Raw genomic sequence first — 16,451 nt, 5'->3', positions numbered from 1 at the left:
CGGTCCGGATGGAATCAACCCAAGGTTACATACTAGCCATTCAATTCATGGCCGGAAAGACAGGTCCCGGGTAACCGGCCCTTTACCCAAACGCTGAATATTCCACGTGGCATTGCGCCTGCGTCGGGTACTTTTATCATAGGCTATCTGCACGGCCGTTCGGGAATTTTCTTCATGCCGCGTGTCCTTGTGATCGACGACCAGTCCGACGTGCGCACGATGATCTCGATCGTGCTGCGGATCAACCAATTCGAAATCGTCGAGGCCGCCACCGCCGAAGCGGGATTGACCGCATTCGAAGCTGCCGATTTCGACCTCGCGATCGTCGATATCTTCCTGCAGGGATCGAACGGCTCCGATGTTATCGCGACGATGCGCGAACGGGTGCCCGACCTGCCTGTTGTCGCGATATCCGGCATGACGGCGCTCGACTTCCTGTCCAAATCACCTGAACTGGCTGACGTGGTCTGCCTGCAAAAGCCGTTTCGTCCGACCGACCTGATCCGCGCGATCGACGCGGCCCGGGAAGCGATGCGGCCATCGGCCGGCGCCGTTGCCGGGGCGGCGGCGCGGTAATCCGCCTTCCAACCGTCACGGCCGGGCCGACTGTCCAACGCGCCGGCTGCCGGCTTTATCAGCCACGGTTTCCCGAGGCGGAACCGGATCGGGCGCGGTCTGGCGCACCAGCGGGACCAGGAGCCGGCAAACGAGACCTTCGGGGCGCCAATCGAATTCGGCCTTTCCGCCGAGTTGCGACTCAATGCTGGCGATGACGCTCCGTGTGCCAAATCCCCTTGATACCGGCTTTTCGACCACAGGCCCGCCGGTCTCCATCCAGACGAGTTCGAGAAGGCCCGACTCGAGCTCCCACTTCACCGATAGCCGTCCCGTCAATGCCGACAGGGCGCCATACTTGGCCGAATTGGTGACGAGCTCGTGCAGCGCCAAGGCCACCGTCTGCGCGGTCGCCGGTTGCAGCTGCACCTCGGCGCCGCGCAATGCGATCTGATCGCCCATCGAATATGGCGCCAGCTCTTCGTCGATCAGCTTGCCAATTTCAGCGCCCTGCCAGCTCGACAGCGAAAGCACGGTGTGCACCCGTGCGAGCGCGGTGATGCGGCCTTCGACCGAGCGGATGTAGCTCTTGACGTTTTCGCCGCGCGTCAGCCGAACGATCGACTGCGCCAGCGCCAGCGCGTTCTTGGCGCGGTGGTCGACTTCGCGGGCGAGCAGGTTTTGGCGCTCTTCGGCCTGTTTGCGTTCGGTGATGTCGACCGTCACGCCGCTGACGCGGATGACGCGGCCGTCCCTGTCGGTGCTCGCCGCGGCCGTTCCCGCGCACCAGCGCACTTCGCCATCGGGGCGGATGATGCGAAATTCCGCTTCGTATGATTTCTCGCCTCGGGCGAAGCTCGCCCACGCATCGTGCAGTTCCGGGACGTCGTCGGGATGGATCAGGGCCTGAATATTGGCTGGCGTCAGCTCAATGCTGCCGGGATCGACGCCGAGAATTTGATACTGGCCCTCGTCCCACATCCAGTCGCCATTGACCCAGTCCCAGTCCCACGACCCCATCTTTCCCGCGGCGATCGCCAGACTCCGGCGCTGCTCGCTTTCCAAGAGCCGCGCATGGGATTCTTCCAATTCGGCGGTGCGGGCGCGAACCCTGTCCTCGAGCTCGACATTGAGCCGCTCCAGCTGACGGGTCTTGCGATAGAGTTCGGCGAACACCTTGATCTTGGCGCGCAACACTTCAGGCACCACCGGCACCGGAACGTAGTCGACCGCGCCCATCTCGTAGCCGCGCAGCCGGTCCAGATCGCTGACCTGGATCGCCGAGATGAAGATCATCGCCGTCTTCTGGAAACGGGGGTGTTCGCGGATCATCGCGGCGAGCTCGAAACCGTCCAGTTCCGGCATGCAAACGTCGACCAGGATGATGGCGACGTCGTTCTTCAGCAGGAACTCGAGCGCCTCGCGCCCCGAGGCGGCCGAGACCAGGTTCTCTCCCAGCTCCTTCAGAATGACCTCATAGGCGAGCAGCTTTGCCGGCTGATCGTCCACCAGAAGTATGTTTACTTTCTCTTGGTCCATCATCTGCGCGTCGATCAACGGTGGAGCCACATACGGATGGCAAGGAGCAATTGCTCGGTGTTGACTGGTTTTGCCAGATAGTCCGAGGCGCCGGCCTCGAGGCATTTCTCGCGGTCGCCCTTCATCGCTTTTGCGGTCAGCGCGATGATGGGGAGGCGGCCAAACGACGGGTTCTGCCTGATGACCCCGATGGTCTGGTAGCCGTCCATTTGCGGCATCATGATATCCATCAGCACGATCGCTATTTTGGGATTGGATTCGACCAGCGCAATGGCCTCATGGCCAGTGGTCGCCGTCAGCACCTTCATGCCGCGCCGTTCAAGCACGCTCGACAGCGCGAAGATGTTGCGGGCGTCGTCGTCCACCAGAAGCGCGGTCTTGCCAACGAGATCCTCATCGGAACTATTGAGTTTCTCCAGCATCCTCTGCTTTTCGACCGGCAATTCCGTGATCACACGGTGCAAAAACAGCGACGTTTCGTCGAGCAAGCGTTCCGGCGATTCCACGCCCTTGACCACGATGCTGCGGGCCATGGTGTGGAGTTCCGCGTCTTCCTCGGCGGAAAGTTCCCGTCCGGTGAACACGACCACCGGCACGTTCGACAACGTTTCGTCGTTGCGGATCTGGTCGAGCACCTCGAAACCGCTCATGTCCGGCAACCGCAGGTCCAGCACGACGCAGTCGCAGGGATTGTCGCGCAGGGTCGAGAGGGCGCCGGCGCCGGTATCGGTGGTGAGGATCTCGATATCCACGTGATCGAGCAGGGCCTTGATGCTCAATTGCTCGGCGGCGTTGTCTTCCACGATCAGAAGACGCTTGCGCCGCGGCTTGGCGTATTCCTTGATCTGGGACAGTGCGGCGCTGACGCCTTCGGTTGTGGTCGGCTTGTTGACGAACGAGAACGCGCCGCGTGCCAGCGCGTGCTGGCGGTCCTCGTCGAGCGTGATGATCTGCACCGGAATGTGCCGGGTCAGCGGATTGTGCTTGAGCTGGCTCAATACGGTCCAGCCCAGCATGTCCGGCAGGAACACGTCGAGCGACACCGCCGTGGGCTGGAACTGCTTGGCAAGTTCCAGCGCTTCGGCGCCGCGATTGGCGACCAGGACCTTGAAGCCCTTGTCGCGGGCGAGATCGATCAGCACCCGCGCGTAATGCGGATCGTCCTCGACGATCAGGAGGATGGTGTCGCCGGCCTCGAGGTTGAGCCGGTCATCCGGCAGCTGCTCGATCACCCGCTCCTGGGTCGCGGCAACCTGCAGCGCCGGCGCGGTCAGATAGGACGACGGGGCAGGGGTGCGCGGCGCGACGGTGGGCCCGGAATATTTCAGCGGCAGATACAGGATGAAAGTGCTGCCCTTGCCCGGGGCGCTGCGCAGATGAATCTCGCCGCCGAGCAGGCTTGCAAGTTCGCGGCTGATGGCGAGGCCAAGGCCGGTGCCGCCATACTTCCGGCTGGTGCCGGCATCCGCCTGCTGGAACGCTTCGAAGATCAGCTTCTGCTTTTCCGGCGGAATGCCGATGCCGGTGTCGGTGACCTCGAAGGCCACGACGGCGGGGGCATGGTTCAGGATCGGATGCTCCGCGCTCCATCCGCCGAGGGCCGCGGACACGCTCAGCCGCACACCGCCTTCGGCGGTGAACTTGAATGCGTTCGACAGCAGGTTCTTCAATACTTGTTGGAGCCGTTTGGAGTCGGTCACCATGCTGCGGGCGAGGTTCTCGTCGACGCTGATGTTGAACGAGAGCTGGCGGTTGTCGGCTTCATGCCTGAACGGCCGGCCGACGGTTTCCAGAAGGTTCGAAGTGAGGATTTCCTCGGCATCGACCGTCACCGTTCCGGATTCGATCTTCGACAGGTCGAGGATGTCGCTGATCAGATTGAGCAGGTCGGTGCCGGCGCCGTGGATGGTGCGCGCGAATTCGACCTGCTTGGCCGACAGATTGCCGTCGGGGTTTTCGGTGAGCTGCTGGCCGAGGATCAGGATGCTGTTGAGCGGCGTGCGCAGCTCGTGCGACATGTTGGCGAGGAACTCGGACTTGTACTTCGACGTCAGCGAAAGCTCGGTCGCCTTCTCCTCGAGCGCGCGCCGCGCCTGTTCGATTTCCTGGTTCTTTCTTTCCACCTCGACGTTGCGTTCGGCGAGCTGCTGGGCCTTCTGCTCAAGCTGTTCGTTGGTCTGTTGCAGCTCCTTCTGCTGGGTCTGCAATTCGCCGGCGAGCTGCTGCGACTGCTTCAGCAGGCCTTCGGTCTGCATCGTGGCCTCGATGCTGTTGAGCACGATGCCGATACTGTCGGTGAGCTGTTCGAGGAAGGTCATCTGCGAGGTCGTGAACGAGCTGACGGAGGAGAGCTCGATCACCGCCTTGACCTGGTTTTCGAACAGGACGGGCAGCACCACGAGGTTTTTCGGGATTACGCGGAGGAGCGCCGAATTGATCGGCACGGTGTCGGCCGGGATGTCCGAGATCACGCGCTGGCGCTTGTCCAACGCGGATTGCCCGATCAAGCCCTCGCCGAATTGCACGAATTGCGGGTGAGGGTGGTTGCCGTCGCCGGCATAGGCCGAGAGCAGGCGCAGTTGCCGGTTGTCTTCGCTTTCGACACGGTAGATGACGCCCATATGGGCGTTCACCAGCGGCGTCAGTTCGGTGAGCAGCAGCCGGCCGACCGTGGTGAGATCGCGCTGGCCCTGCAGCATGTTGGTGAATTTGGCGAGGTTGGTCTTCAGCCAGTCCTGTTCCGAGTTCACGTCCGTGGTCAGGCGGAGATTGCCGATCATGGTGTTGATGTTGTCTTTGAGCTCGGCGACTTCGCCGCGCGCATCGACCTGGATCGAGCGGGTGAGGTCGCCCTTTGTCACAGCGGTCGCGACCTCGGCAATGGCGCGCACCTGCGAGGTCAGATTGGCGGCCAGCAGGTTGACGTTGCCGGTGAGGTCCTTCCAGGTGCCGGCGGCGCCGGGAACGTTGGCCTGACCGCCGAGCCTTCCTTCGACACCGACTTCGCGCGCCACCGAGGTGACCTGATCGGCGAAGGTCGCCAGCGTCTCGGTCATGTTGTTGATGGTATCGGCGAGAGCGGCGACTTCGCCCTTCGATTTCACCGTCAGGTCCTGCTTCAAATCGCCGTTGGCGACCGCGGTCACCACCTTGACGATGCCGCGGACCTGTTCGGTCAAATTGGCGGCCATGAAGTTGACGGTGTCGGTAAGGTCCTTCCAGGTGCCGGCGACGCCGGGCACCTGCGCCTGTCCGCCGAGCTTACCCTCGGTGCCGACCTCGCGGGCGACGCGGGTGACTTCGCCGGCGAAGGCGTTGAGCTGATCGACCATCGTGTTGATGGTGTTCTTGAGTTCGAGAATTTCGCCCTTCACGTCGACCGTGATCTTGCGCGACAAGTCGCCGCGCGCCACCGCCGTGGTGACCTCGGCGATGTTGCGGACTTGCGTCGTCAGGTTGGCCGCCAGCAGGTTGACGTTGTCGGTCAGGTCCTTGAACGTTCCGCCGACGCCGGGCACCACCGCCTGGCCGCCGAGCCGTCCCTCGGTGCCGACTTCGCGCGCCACACGCGTGACCTCGGCCGCGAACGAGCGCAGCTGTTCGACCATCGTGTTCAAGGTGTCCTTGAGCAGCAGGATTTCGCCGCGCACGTCCACCGTGATCTTCTTGGACAGGTCGCCGCCGGCGATCGCGGTCGCGACCTCGGCGATGTTGCGGACCTGCGCCGTCAGGTTGGAAGCCATGAAGTTGACGTTGTCGGTGAGGTCCTTCCAGGTGCCGGCGACTTCAGGCACCTGCGCCTGGCCGCCGAGCTTGCCTTCGGTGCCGACCTCGCGCGCGACGCGCGTCACTTCGGAGGCGAAGGCGTTGAGCTGGTCGACCATCGTGTTGACGGTGTTCTTCAGCTCGAGAATCTCGCCCTTGACGTCCACGGTGATCTTCTTGGACAGGTCGCCCTTCGCGACCGCCGTGGTCACTTCGGCGATGTTGCGGACCTGGCCGGTGAGGTTGCCGGCCATCGAGTTGACGTTGTCGGTGAGATCCTTCCAGGTGCCGGCGACGCCGGGCACGTTGGCCTGGCCGCCGAGCCGGCCTTCGGTGCCGACCTCGCGCGCCACGCGCGTCACTTCACCCGCGAAACGGTTGAGCTGGTCGACCATCGTGTTGAGCGTTTCCTTGAGCTGAAGGATCTCGCCGCGCACGTCCACGGTGATCTTGCGCGACAGGTCGCCGCCGGCGATGGCGGTCGCCACTTCGGCGATGTTGCGGACCTGCGCGGTCAGATTGCCGGCCATCGAGTTGACGCTGTCCGTCAAGTCCTTCCAGGTGCCGGCGACGCCGGGCACTTCGGCCTGGCCGCCGAGCTTGCCGTCGGTGCCGACCTCGCGCGCCACGCGCGTCACTTCGCCGGCAAAGGCGTTGAGCTGGTCGACCATCGTATTGAGCGTTTCCTTCAGCTGAAGGATTTCGCCCGACACGTTGACGGTGATCTTCTTGGACAAATCGCCCTTGGCGACGGCGGTTGCGACTTCGGCGATGTTTCGGACCTGGCCGGTGAGGTTGCTGGCCATCGAGTTGACGCTGTCGGTCAAATCCTTCCAGGTGCCGGCGACGCCGCGCACCAGCGCCTGGCCGCCGAGCTTGCCTTCGGTGCCGACCTCGCGCGCGACGCGCGTCACTTCGCCGGCAAAGGCGTTGAGCTGGTCGACCATCGTGTTGACGGTGTCTTTCAGCTCCAGAATTTCGCCGCGCACGTCCACCGTGATCTTTTTCGACAAGTCGCCATTGGCCACCGCCGTGGTCACTTCGGCGATGTTGCGAACCTGCGCCGTCAGGTTGCTCGCCATCGAGTTGACGCTCTCGGTGAGATCCTTCCAGGTACCGGCGACGCCGAGCACGTTGGCCTGACCGCCGAGCCGCCCGTCGGTGCCGACTTCGCGCGCGACGCGCGTCACTTCGCCGGCAAACGCATTGAGCTGGTCGACCATCGTATTGAGCGTTTCCTTCAGCTGAAGGATTTCACCGGATACGTTGACGGTGATCTTCTTGGAAAGGTCGCCGCCCGCGATCGCGGTCGCGACGTCGGCAATGTTGCGGACCTGCGCGGTCAGGTTGGAGGCCATGAAGTTGACGTTGTCGGTGAGGTCCTTCCAGGTACCGGCGACGCCGGGCACCTGGGCCTGACCGCCCAATTTGCCTTCGGTGCCGACCTCGCGCGCGACGCGCGTCACTTCCGAGGCGAACGAGTTGAGCTGGTCCACCATCGTGTTGATGGTGTCTTTCAATTCCAGGATTTCGCCGCGGACGTCCACCGTGATTTTTCGCGAGAGGTCGCCGCGGGCAACAGCCGTCGTCACGTTGGCGATGTTGCGGACCTGCGCGGTGAGGTTGCCGCACATCGCGTTCACGGAGTCCGTCAAATCCTTCCAGGTGCCGGCGACGCCGGGCACGATCGCCTGACCGCCGAGCTTGCCGTCGGTGCCGACTTCGCGGGCCACACGCGTCACTTCGGAAGCGAACGAACGCAACTGATCCACCATCGTATTGATGGCTTCCTTCAGCTGCAGGATCTCGCCGCGGACGTCGACCGTGATCTTTTTCGACAAGTCGCCATTGGCGACCGCGATGGTGACTTCGGCGATGTTGCGGACCTGGCCGGTGAGGTTGTTGGCCATGGAGTTGACGCTCTCGGTCAAATCCTTCCAGACGCCGGTGACTTCCGGCACCTGCGCCTGGCCGCCGAGCTTGCCCTCGGTGCCGACCTCGCGCGCGACGCGCGTCACTTCCGAGGTGAACACGCTGAGCTGCTTGATCATCGTGTTGACGATGTTGGCGGACTGCAAAAATTCGCCGCCCAGCGGGCGGCCATCGACATCGAGTTGCACGGTCTGCAGCAGGTCTCCCTGCGCCACGGCGGCGACCGCCCGGGTCACCTCGCGGGTCGGCCATAGGAGGTCGTCGATCAAGGTATTGACCGACCCTTCCATGTCCGCCCACGAGCCGCTCGAAAGATCGAATTTGACGCGCTGGCGCGTCTTGCCCTCGCGGCCGACGACCTGTCCGACCCGCTCCAGTTGCTGCGCCATGCGTTGATTGGCGGCGACGATCTCATTGAAGGTGTCGGCGATCTTGCCCTCGATGCCGAGATGATCGCCGGTCATCCGCACCGAAAAATCGCCGGAGCGCATCGCCTGCAGCGCGTGCAGCAGATCCTGCATCGGGTCGGGCGTGCCGTTGGCTTGCGCTTTGGCTTTGGAGACGCGGCGGACCGGAGATGATGCTCCGGGGGAAAGATCACTCATGGTGTCTCCTCGAGGCGATGTCGCGCGAATCTGGCCGCTGGTATGCGATTTGCGCCATAAGACGTGCCGCCCGATCGGAGATCAAGGTGGAACAGCAGGTGATGCAGCAAAATCAATGACATGGAACCCAGCCCGAACTGTTTAAAACCGCTCGGATGCTTTTGGTTCCGCCACCCCGGGAAAAAAGTTCCATATCGTGAAAGGCCGTTAACCTTTGCGGGCTTCGGGCTTTTCTTGATGAACGCGCCGCAAACAAAAAACGCCCCGGCAAAGCCGGGGCGTTCGTTGCTAACTAGGCTTGGGAGGCGTCTTAAGAACCCTTCGGATTGATCTCGGTGTAGTTGCCCTTGGCGTCCCACTTGTAGACGACGTAGTCGATCGCCTTGATGTCGCCCTTGGCATCGAAGCCCATCTTGCCGAGCACGGTATCCCACTCGCCGGCCTTGATGGCTTCCATCACCTTCTTCGGATCGGTCGAGCCGACCTTCGCTACTGCCTTCGTCCAGACCTGCATCGCGGCGTAGGTGTAGAGGGTGTAGCCTTCGGGGTCGATGTTCTTGGCCTTGAACTTGGCGACGATCTCCTTGGCGGTCGCCTTGTTGCGCGGGTCGGGGCCGAAGGTGAACAGCGTGCCTTCAGCGGCGGGACCTGCGATCGAGGCGAACTCCTTGTCGTTCAAGGCGTCGCCCGCCATCAACACCGTCTTCAGGCCCTGGTCGCGCATCTGGCGCAGGATCAGGCCGGATTCCTGATGGTAACCGCCGACAAAGACCAGATCGATATTGTCGCGCTTCAGCCGCGACACGATCGCGTTAAAATCCTTGTCGCCCTTGTTGTAGGATTCGAACATCTTCTCGGTGAGGCCGGCCTTGTTGAGCGCCTTCTTGGTTTCGTCGGCGAGGCCTTTGCCGTAGGTGGTCTTGTCGTTGAGGATGGCGACGTTCTTGCCCTTGTAGTTCTTGACGATGTAATCGGCGGCGACCAGGCCCTGCTGATCGTCGCGGCCGCAGACGCGCGCCACGTTCCAGAGCTTGCGCTCGGTGAACAGCGGGTTGGTCGAGGCCGGCGTAATCTGCAGCACGTTGCCGTCGGCATAGGCTTCCGACGCCGGGATCGAGGACGACGAACAGAAATGTCCGGCGACGAACGGGATCTTCGCGCTGGCGAACTTTTCCGCCACCGAGCGCGCCTGCTTGGGATCGCAGGCATCGTCGCCGACCTGCAGCGCCAGCTTCTTGCCGAGCACACCGCCGGCGGCGTTGATGTCGGCCACCGCCTGTTCGGCACCGTTCTTCATCTGCCGGCCGAACGCGGATTCGCCGCCCGTCATCGGGCCCGCCACTGCGATATTGATGTCCTGCGCCAGCGCGGTGGTCGAAAGCGCCAATGATGCGCCCAATGCCAGGCCGATGAGTTTCAATGATTTCATGAGGTATCCTCGCGGGTTGTTCGATTTTCGGGATGCACCCGGCGGGCCGGGCGCGAAAACCGCAGCCATTGTCGGCTGATTTTACCGCGAAGTCATCGGCAAATTTCGGGCAAGTCCACGGTCCGTTCGCAGCATCTTGCCGCAGCGGGCGGTTTTCGCCGCCGGCTTGGGCGACGCTAGCCCCGCCGGCCGCCTTCCAGATAGGCGGCGCGGATTTCGGGGCGCTGCAGCAATTCGCTGCCGGTGCCGGAGAGCGTGATCAGGCCGTTGACCATGACATAGCCGCGATGGGCGAGTTTCAGCGCGTGATTGGCGTTTTGTTCGACGATCAGCACGGTCAGGCCGTCCTGCCGGTTCAGGGTCCGGATGGCGTCGAAAATCTGCCGCGCGATCAGGGGGGCGAGGCCGAGCGACGGCTCATCGAGCATCAGCAGGCGTGGCCGGCTCATCAGGGCGCGGCCGATCGCCAGCATCTGCTGCTCGCCGCCCGACAAGGTTCCTCCGCGCTGGGCCATGCGTTCCTTGAGCCGCGGGAAAAGCGTAAAGATGCGCTCCAGGCCGCTGGCGCGGTCGGCCTCGCTAGAGTCGGTCGCGTCGGCGCCCATCTGCAGGTTCTCCGCCACGCTCATGCGCGGGAAAATCCGGCGGCCTTCCGGGGATTGGGCGATGCGCAGCCGCGCGATCTCGTGCGTCGGCACGTCGGTAATGTCCTGGCCGTCATATTCGATCTTGCCCGCGCGGGCGCGGGGCCTGCCGAACACCGTCATCATCAAAGTCGATTTGCCGGCGCCGTTGGCTCCGATCAGGGCGACGATCTCGCCGGCGCCGACCTCGAGATCGACGCCTTTCAGCGCCTCGATCTTGCCGTAGGCCGCGCGCAAGCCGCGGATCGCGAGTAGCGGCGTTGTGGGGGATGATGCGGTCACGTTCCGCTCTCCATCACCGCGATGGCTTCCTCCTCGTCGGCGCCGAGATAGGCGGCGATCACCCTGGGGTCGTCGCGGACATGCTGCGGCGTGCCCTCGGCGATCTTGACGCCGTAGTCCATCACGACGACGTGGTCGGAGATTTCCATCACCACCGACATGTCGTGTTCGATCAGGAGGATCGAGGTGCCCTGATTCGCCCGGATCGAGAGCAGCAGCTCGCTCAAGGCCGCGCTCTCCCGCGCGTTGAGCCCGGCGGCCGGCTCGTCGAGGCAGAGCAGCGCCGGTTCAGTGCACATGGCGCGCGCGATTTCGAGGCGGCGCTGATCGCCATAGGGCAGGTTGCCGGCGGCATCGTCGGCGCGGTCCAAGAGGCCAATGCGCTCCAGCCACGTTCGCGCCAGATCGATCGCCGCTTTCTCCGCGACGCGCCAGGACGGCGCGCCGATCAGCCCGAGCAGGGTAAGGCCGGAGGCGCGCATCAGCGCATTGTGCTGCGCCACCATCAAATTCTCCAGTGCCGTCATGCCGGGGAACAGCCGGATGTTCTGGAAGGTGCGCGCGACTTTCGCCTGCTTGGAAATCCGGAAATCGTTCAGCCGCTCGAGCTGGATGGTGTGGCCGTCATCATGCGTCAGCCGGATGCTGCCGCTGGTCGGCTTGTAGAAGCCGGTGATGCAGTTGAAGACGGTGGTCTTGCCGGCGCCGTTCGGTCCGATCAGCGCGGTGATCTTGTGCCGCTCGGCGCCGAAGGAGAGGTCGTTGACGGCGACGATGCCGCCGAAGCGCATCGACAGATGGTCTACAGAAAGGATGTGGTCGGCGCTCATCCGTGCCCCTCCTTGACGAGGTCGGACGAGATCGCCTGGTTGCGTTCCAGGAACACGGTCGGCGCACGGTGACCGATCAGCCCGCGCGGGCGCCAGATCATCAACAGCACCATCGCCATGCCGAACACCAGCATGCGATACTGGTCGAGCCCGCGGAACAGCTCGAAGCCGCCGATCATGGCAAGCGCCGCCAGCGCCACGCCCAGCTGCGAGCCCATGCCGCCCAGCACCACGATCGCCAGCACCAGCGCCGATTCATGGAAGGTGAAGGATTCCGGGCTGATGAAGCCTTGTCTGGTCGCAAAGAACGCGCCGGCGAGACCGCCGAACATCGCACCGGTCGCAAACGCCGTCAGTTTTGTCGTTGTCGTGTTGATGCCTAGCGCGCGGCAGGCAACCTCATCCTCGCGCAGGGCTTCCCAGGCGCGGCCGATCGGCAGGCGGCGCAGGCGGATCGTGACCCAGTTGGTGAGCAGCGCCAGCGCCAGGATCAAATAGAACAGAAAGACGATGCGGTGGGTCGGCGAGAATTCGATGCCGAGTTTGAACGCAAGCCCGTCGTCGCCCGGCGACAGCGGAATGCCGAACATGGTCGGCCGGGGAATGCCGCTGACGCCGTTCGGACCGCCAGTCACGCTTTGCCAGTTGAGCAGGACGAGGCGGATGATCTCGCCAAAGGCGAGGGTGACGATGGCGAGATAGTCGCCGCGCAGTCGCAGCACGGGAAAACCGAGCAGCACGCCCCAGAACGCGGCGAGGATGCCGGAAACCGGCAACAGCACCCAGAACGCCCAAGGACCGAGTTGCAAGAAGTCGACGTGCACAAAGGGCGGCACCATACTAACGTGCGGGTACGGAATCCCGGATTGCGCCAGCAGCGCGTAGGAATAGGCGCCGACCGCGTAGAACGCGACATAGCCGAGGTCGAGCAGGCCGGCGAGGCCGACCACCACGTTCAATCCCCATCCGAGCATGACGTAAGTCAGCACGAGGATGCCGAGGTCGAGAATGTAGCGTTCGTTGTAGAAGATCACCGGCACCAGAAAGGTGAAGATCAACAGCACGGGCGCGACGAGGCGACCCGCGAGCGAAAGCGCCGATGTCACCTGTGGCGGCACGATGCGCACGGTGCCGACCGGTCCCCACCATTGCCGCAGCAACTCGACGACGATGCTGCCGCCGAACACGGTCGCGACCATCATGGCAAGGTCGCCGAAGCGGGTCCAGTAGGTCAGCTGTCCGTCTGATCCTGCTTCGGTGCGCACGCCGATCATCAGCGAGAACAACACCAACGCGACCAGCGCGCTGATCAGGGCTTTCTTGAGGATGAAGGCGACGCCGGGTGCGCGTGAGGTTTGCATGGCGGCGGCGGGGTTGGCGCTCACGCTGCGGCTCAGACTTTTTCGACTTCAGGCCGGCCGAGCAGGCCGGTCGGAAGGAAGATCAGCACCACGATCAGGATCGAAAACGCCGCGACGTCCTTGTACTCGACCGAGAAGTAGGCCGACCACAGCGTCTCGATCAGCCCGATCAGAAGTCCGCCCAGCATCGCGCCGGGCAGCGAGCCGATGCCGCCGAGCACGGCGGCGGTGAACGCCTTGATGCCGGCGACGAAGCCCATGAAGAAATCGACCAGGCCGTAATAGAGCAGGTACATCATGCCGGCGACCGCGGCGAGCGCCGCGCCGATCACGAAGGTCATGGAGATGGTGCGGTCGACGTCAACGCCGAGCAGCGAGGCCATGGTCTGGTCCTGCTCGCAGGCGCGCATGTCGCGGCCAAGCCGCGTGCTCGATACCAGCCAGGTGAACAGCGCGAGAAGCACGACGGTCGTGATTACCACGATGATCTGGATGTTGGACAATTGCACCACGAAGCCGCCGGCGCCCTCATGCAGCGTGTAGCCGCCGGTGATGATCGGCGGCACCGGCTTGACGCGCGCGCCCTGGGCGACCTGGGAATAATTGGTCAGCACGAATGACATACCGATGGCCGACAGCATCGGAGCGAGGCGGAACGAATGCCGCAGCGGCCGGTAGGCGATGCGCTCCACGGTCCAGCCATAGAGCGCGGTGATCGCCATCGATACCAGGAGCACGACCAGCAGGATCAGGGGGATTGCGGTCAGGCCGAACGAAACCAGGATCAGGAACGTGATCAGGGCAATGAAGCCACCGATCATGAAAATATCGCCATGGGCGAAATTGATCATGCCGACAATGCCATAGACCATGGTGTAGCCGATGGCGATCAGGCCGTAGATCGAGCCGAGCACGAGGCCGTTGATCAGTTGCTGGGCGAAATAATCCATGCGCTGCCGTAGCTAGAGGTCAACGCGCCGAGGCCCCCGGCAGCCTTGATCGACGCGTCGTGTCGTTTTCTTACAGTTTGGAACTGGGGGCGGCAACAGCGCTGGCTGCGGCTTAAAGGGCTTGTACAGAGCTAGTTTTGAGCTGCCGGTTCCCAGGGAGTTCCTTGGGCCACAATGACGACACGGCTCTGCCGCGCAATCATCGCGCCGGAACCGGTGTTCCCTCGCAACCAAAGCCCGGACTTTCCGTTGCCCCCGACTCCGTTCAACAAGGGAGATCCCCAATGAGCAAGCCGACCCAAAAGCCGGGCCAGCAGAACCAGAATCCGGGTCAGAAGCCCGGCCAGCAACAGCAGGGCGGCGGTCAAAAGCCCGGACAGCAGCAGCAGGATCCGAGCCGCCGTCAGGGCGAGCGACCCGGCGAGATGCCCGATCAGGATCGCTAGTTCGAACGTAAGCGTGAATAAGGAGGCCCCGCCGAAAGGCGGGGCTTTTCTGTTAGGCGGGTAGGCCTTGTTCTACTCGTCGCCCCCGGGCTTGACCCGGGGGTCCATCTTTTCAAGAGCGATGGATTGCCGGGGCACAGGCGAGCGGAAGCGACGCCGTCCTTCAGACGGCTATGCCCGGCAATGACATGCGTGTTCCGTCCGGCCGCCGGCCGATTAAGGTAAACAAAGGGTTTAAATTGCCGCTCGCCGTTTAAGGGAGTTACGTCGCGCCCAAACCGACGGCGCCAAGCGCCGCGTGATGAACGGGAAGCGACATGGCCAAACACTGGCGGATCAGTTCACTCAGCGGCGCGCTGCTGGCGGCGTATTTCATTCCGGCCTGGACCCTGATCGCATTCAAGATCATGGTTTCGCCGATCCACGGCCTCTACGACCGGCCCAACATTTCGATGGCGCTGTTCGTCAGCGATCAACTGCATCTGGCGGGCGCGGCGACGGTCCGTTTTGCCTGGCTATTGGCGCTCGGGAGGATGACGGTCGTGGCGTTCTTTGCGGTCTTTCTGGTGTTCGTGACCCGCGCCGCGATCCGCAAGAGTGGCGGCTGCAATGAGGCGCTCGGCATGGCGCTGGCGATCGGCAGCGTCATCAGCTTTGCGGGCGTGCTGATGGCGTCGCAGGCCGGTGAGACCGCCGCCCTTCGGATGCATGCGGCCGAACTGTTGATGATGCTCGGCACCGTGATCGTGATGTTGGTCGAGCCGCCGGCGCAAAAGCCCGCGGATGCCGGCGCCGGCCCGGGCGAGCTATCCCTTCAGCAGACCTAGTTCGGCGACGATCGCTGCGGCTTCCTTGACGGCGTGGTTGGCCGCGGGCACGCCGCAATAGATCGCCTGCTGCAGGATGATTTCCTTGATATCGTCGGGCGTGAAGCCGCCTTCGGCCAGCGCCGCCCGCACATGCAGGCGGAATTCATCCCATTGGCCGAGCGCGACCATGGTGCCGATGACCAGCACGCGCCTTGTGCGGTGGTCGAAATGCGGCCGGGTCCAGATATCGCCCCAGGCATAGCGGGTGATCAGGTCCTGGAAATCGGTGTTGAACGCGTTGCGGTTCTTGATCGATTTGTCGACCCATTCATTGCCGAGCACTTTTCGGCGCTGCGTCATGCCGTTCTCGCGGCGCTTGTCGTCGTCCATGGGATTCTCCTCCCGTCATTGCGAGCGCAGCGAAGCAATCCATTGTCCCGTTGAGGAGGTATGGATTGCTTCGTCGCTTCGCTCCCTAGCACAAACGCTTCGCGTTTGTTGCAGGCAATGACGACTGTTGTTAGCGTTGCGTCAGGAAGCCGACCACCGCGTCGGTGAAGGCGTGCGGTTGCTCGACATTGGAAATATGCGCGGCGTCCAAAATCGTCATGCTGGCACCGGGGATCTGGCTGCGGATGTATTCACCGGCTGAAACCGGCGTCGACATGTCGTGGCGTCCGGCAATCACCAGGGTCGGGCTTTTGATCTTCGGCAGCATCTCGCGGTTATCCAGTGTCGACAGCGCCTCGCAGCAGGCGAGGTAGCCCTCGACGGGTGTTGCCAGCATCATCGCCTTCATGTTGGCGGTGATCTGCGGCTCGCGCTCGCGAAAATCTGCGGTCAGCCAGCCACCGATCACGGTGTCGGCGACCGCTGATATGCCGCCTTCCTTCACCGCCTTGATGCGGTTGTGCCAGTTGGTCGGGTCGGGATAGTGGCAAGCGGTGTTGGCGAGGATGAGTTTGCCGAATCTATCCGGGGCATTGGCGCCCAGCCATTGCCCGACCATGCCGCCCATCGACAGCCCGCACCAATGCGTCTTCGCAATATTCAGGTCGTCGAGGATCGCCAGCACGTCGCGGCCGAAACGTTCCATCGAATAGGGGCCTGGCGGCACGCTGGATTTGCCGTGGCCGCGCCGGTCGTAGCGGATGACGCGAAACACCTGCGTCAGCGCCTTCATCTGCGGCTCCCACATCTGCATCGTCGAGCCCAGCGAATTCGACAGCATCAGCGTCGGCCCGCCGTCGCGGCCTTCGACGGATACGTTGAGCAGGCACCCGTCGGCGTCGATCATCGGCATG

At 63.4% G+C, this 16,451-nt stretch carries 12 protein-coding genes; 3 read left to right on the top strand and 9 right to left on the bottom strand.

The window, feature by feature from the left end; translation table 11 throughout:
* The first annotated feature begins 174 nt into the window (after positions 1-174).
* Positions 175-576, top strand: a complete 402-nt coding sequence (locus JQ641_RS12780) for a response regulator (RefSeq protein WP_211996314.1) — start codon at positions 175-177, stop codon at positions 574-576.
* A 15-nt stretch (positions 577-591) separates the two neighbouring features.
* Here the strand turns inward: JQ641_RS12780 and JQ641_RS12775 are convergent, their stop codons facing one another.
* The 7 genes from JQ641_RS12775 to JQ641_RS12745 all read right to left on the bottom strand — a co-directional run bounded on the left by JQ641_RS12775 (position 592) and on the right by JQ641_RS12745 (position 13,892).
* The gene (locus JQ641_RS12775) at positions 592-2,094 is read right to left on the bottom strand and encodes an HWE histidine kinase domain-containing protein (RefSeq protein WP_211996413.1); all 1,503 of its coding nucleotides are present in this window, start codon (positions 2,092-2,094) and stop codon (positions 592-594) included.
* A gap of 14 nt (positions 2,095-2,108) precedes the next feature.
* Positions 2,109-8,312, bottom strand: a complete 6,204-nt coding sequence (locus JQ641_RS12770) for a HAMP domain-containing protein (RefSeq protein WP_249150403.1) — start codon at positions 8,310-8,312, stop codon at positions 2,109-2,111.
* Between the two features lie 394 nt (positions 8,313-8,706).
* A complete protein-coding gene (locus tag JQ641_RS12765; protein WP_211996312.1) occupies positions 8,707-9,825 on the bottom strand; it encodes a branched-chain amino acid ABC transporter substrate-binding protein in 1,119 nt (372 codons plus the stop codon).
* A gap of 176 nt (positions 9,826-10,001) precedes the next feature.
* Positions 10,002-10,751 carry an ABC transporter ATP-binding protein gene (locus JQ641_RS12760; protein WP_211996311.1) on the bottom strand — a complete coding sequence of 250 codons (750 nt, stop codon included), beginning with the start codon at positions 10,749-10,751 and terminating at the stop codon, positions 10,002-10,004.
* A complete protein-coding gene (locus JQ641_RS12755) occupies positions 10,748-11,581 on the bottom strand; it encodes an ABC transporter ATP-binding protein (protein WP_211996310.1) in 834 nt (277 codons plus the stop codon). Before JQ641_RS12755 ends, JQ641_RS12760 begins: the two co-directional genes overlap by 4 nt.
* Positions 11,578-12,942, bottom strand: a complete 1,365-nt coding sequence (gene livM / locus JQ641_RS12750; protein ID WP_211996412.1) for a high-affinity branched-chain amino acid ABC transporter permease LivM — start codon at positions 12,940-12,942, stop codon at positions 11,578-11,580. Before livM ends, JQ641_RS12755 begins: the two co-directional genes overlap by 4 nt.
* A 32-nt stretch (positions 12,943-12,974) precedes the next feature.
* Positions 12,975-13,892: an ABC transporter permease subunit gene (locus JQ641_RS12745; RefSeq protein ID WP_057853065.1), complete on the bottom strand. Its 918-nt coding sequence runs from the start codon at positions 13,890-13,892 to the stop codon at positions 12,975-12,977.
* Between the two features lie 284 nt (positions 13,893-14,176).
* Between JQ641_RS12745 and JQ641_RS12740 the strand changes: the two genes are divergently transcribed.
* Both JQ641_RS12740 and JQ641_RS12735 read left to right on the top strand, forming a co-directional pair.
* The gene (locus tag JQ641_RS12740) at positions 14,177-14,338 is read left to right on the top strand and encodes a hypothetical protein (RefSeq protein WP_192734121.1); all 162 of its coding nucleotides are present in this window, start codon (positions 14,177-14,179) and stop codon (positions 14,336-14,338) included.
* A gap of 317 nt (positions 14,339-14,655) precedes the next feature.
* The gene (locus tag JQ641_RS12735) at positions 14,656-15,165 is read left to right on the top strand and encodes a hypothetical protein (protein ID WP_211996309.1); all 510 of its coding nucleotides are present in this window, start codon (positions 14,656-14,658) and stop codon (positions 15,163-15,165) included.
* Here the strand turns inward: JQ641_RS12735 and JQ641_RS12730 are convergent.
* Together JQ641_RS12730 and pcaD are read right to left on the bottom strand one after the other, a co-directional pair.
* Positions 15,145-15,537 (bottom strand): carboxymuconolactone decarboxylase family protein, encoded by a 393-nt coding sequence (locus tag JQ641_RS12730; RefSeq protein WP_192734119.1) that lies wholly within the window; start codon positions 15,535-15,537, stop codon positions 15,145-15,147. The genes JQ641_RS12735 and JQ641_RS12730 overlap by 21 nt on opposite strands.
* 130 nt (positions 15,538-15,667) lie before the next feature.
* Entirely contained in the window at positions 15,668-16,450 is a 783-nt protein-coding gene (gene pcaD, locus JQ641_RS12725) for a 3-oxoadipate enol-lactonase (RefSeq protein ID WP_211996308.1), read from the bottom strand.
* Between the last annotated feature and the right edge of the window lies 1 nt (position 16,451).

It is taken from the genome of Bradyrhizobium sp. JYMT SZCCT0180 (assembly GCF_018130165.1).
In the GTDB taxonomy this organism is placed as follows: domain Bacteria; phylum Pseudomonadota; class Alphaproteobacteria; order Rhizobiales; family Xanthobacteraceae; genus Bradyrhizobium.
The sequence above is the reverse complement of the archived record's forward strand: the minus strand, read 5'-3'. Positions and strand labels throughout refer to the sequence as shown.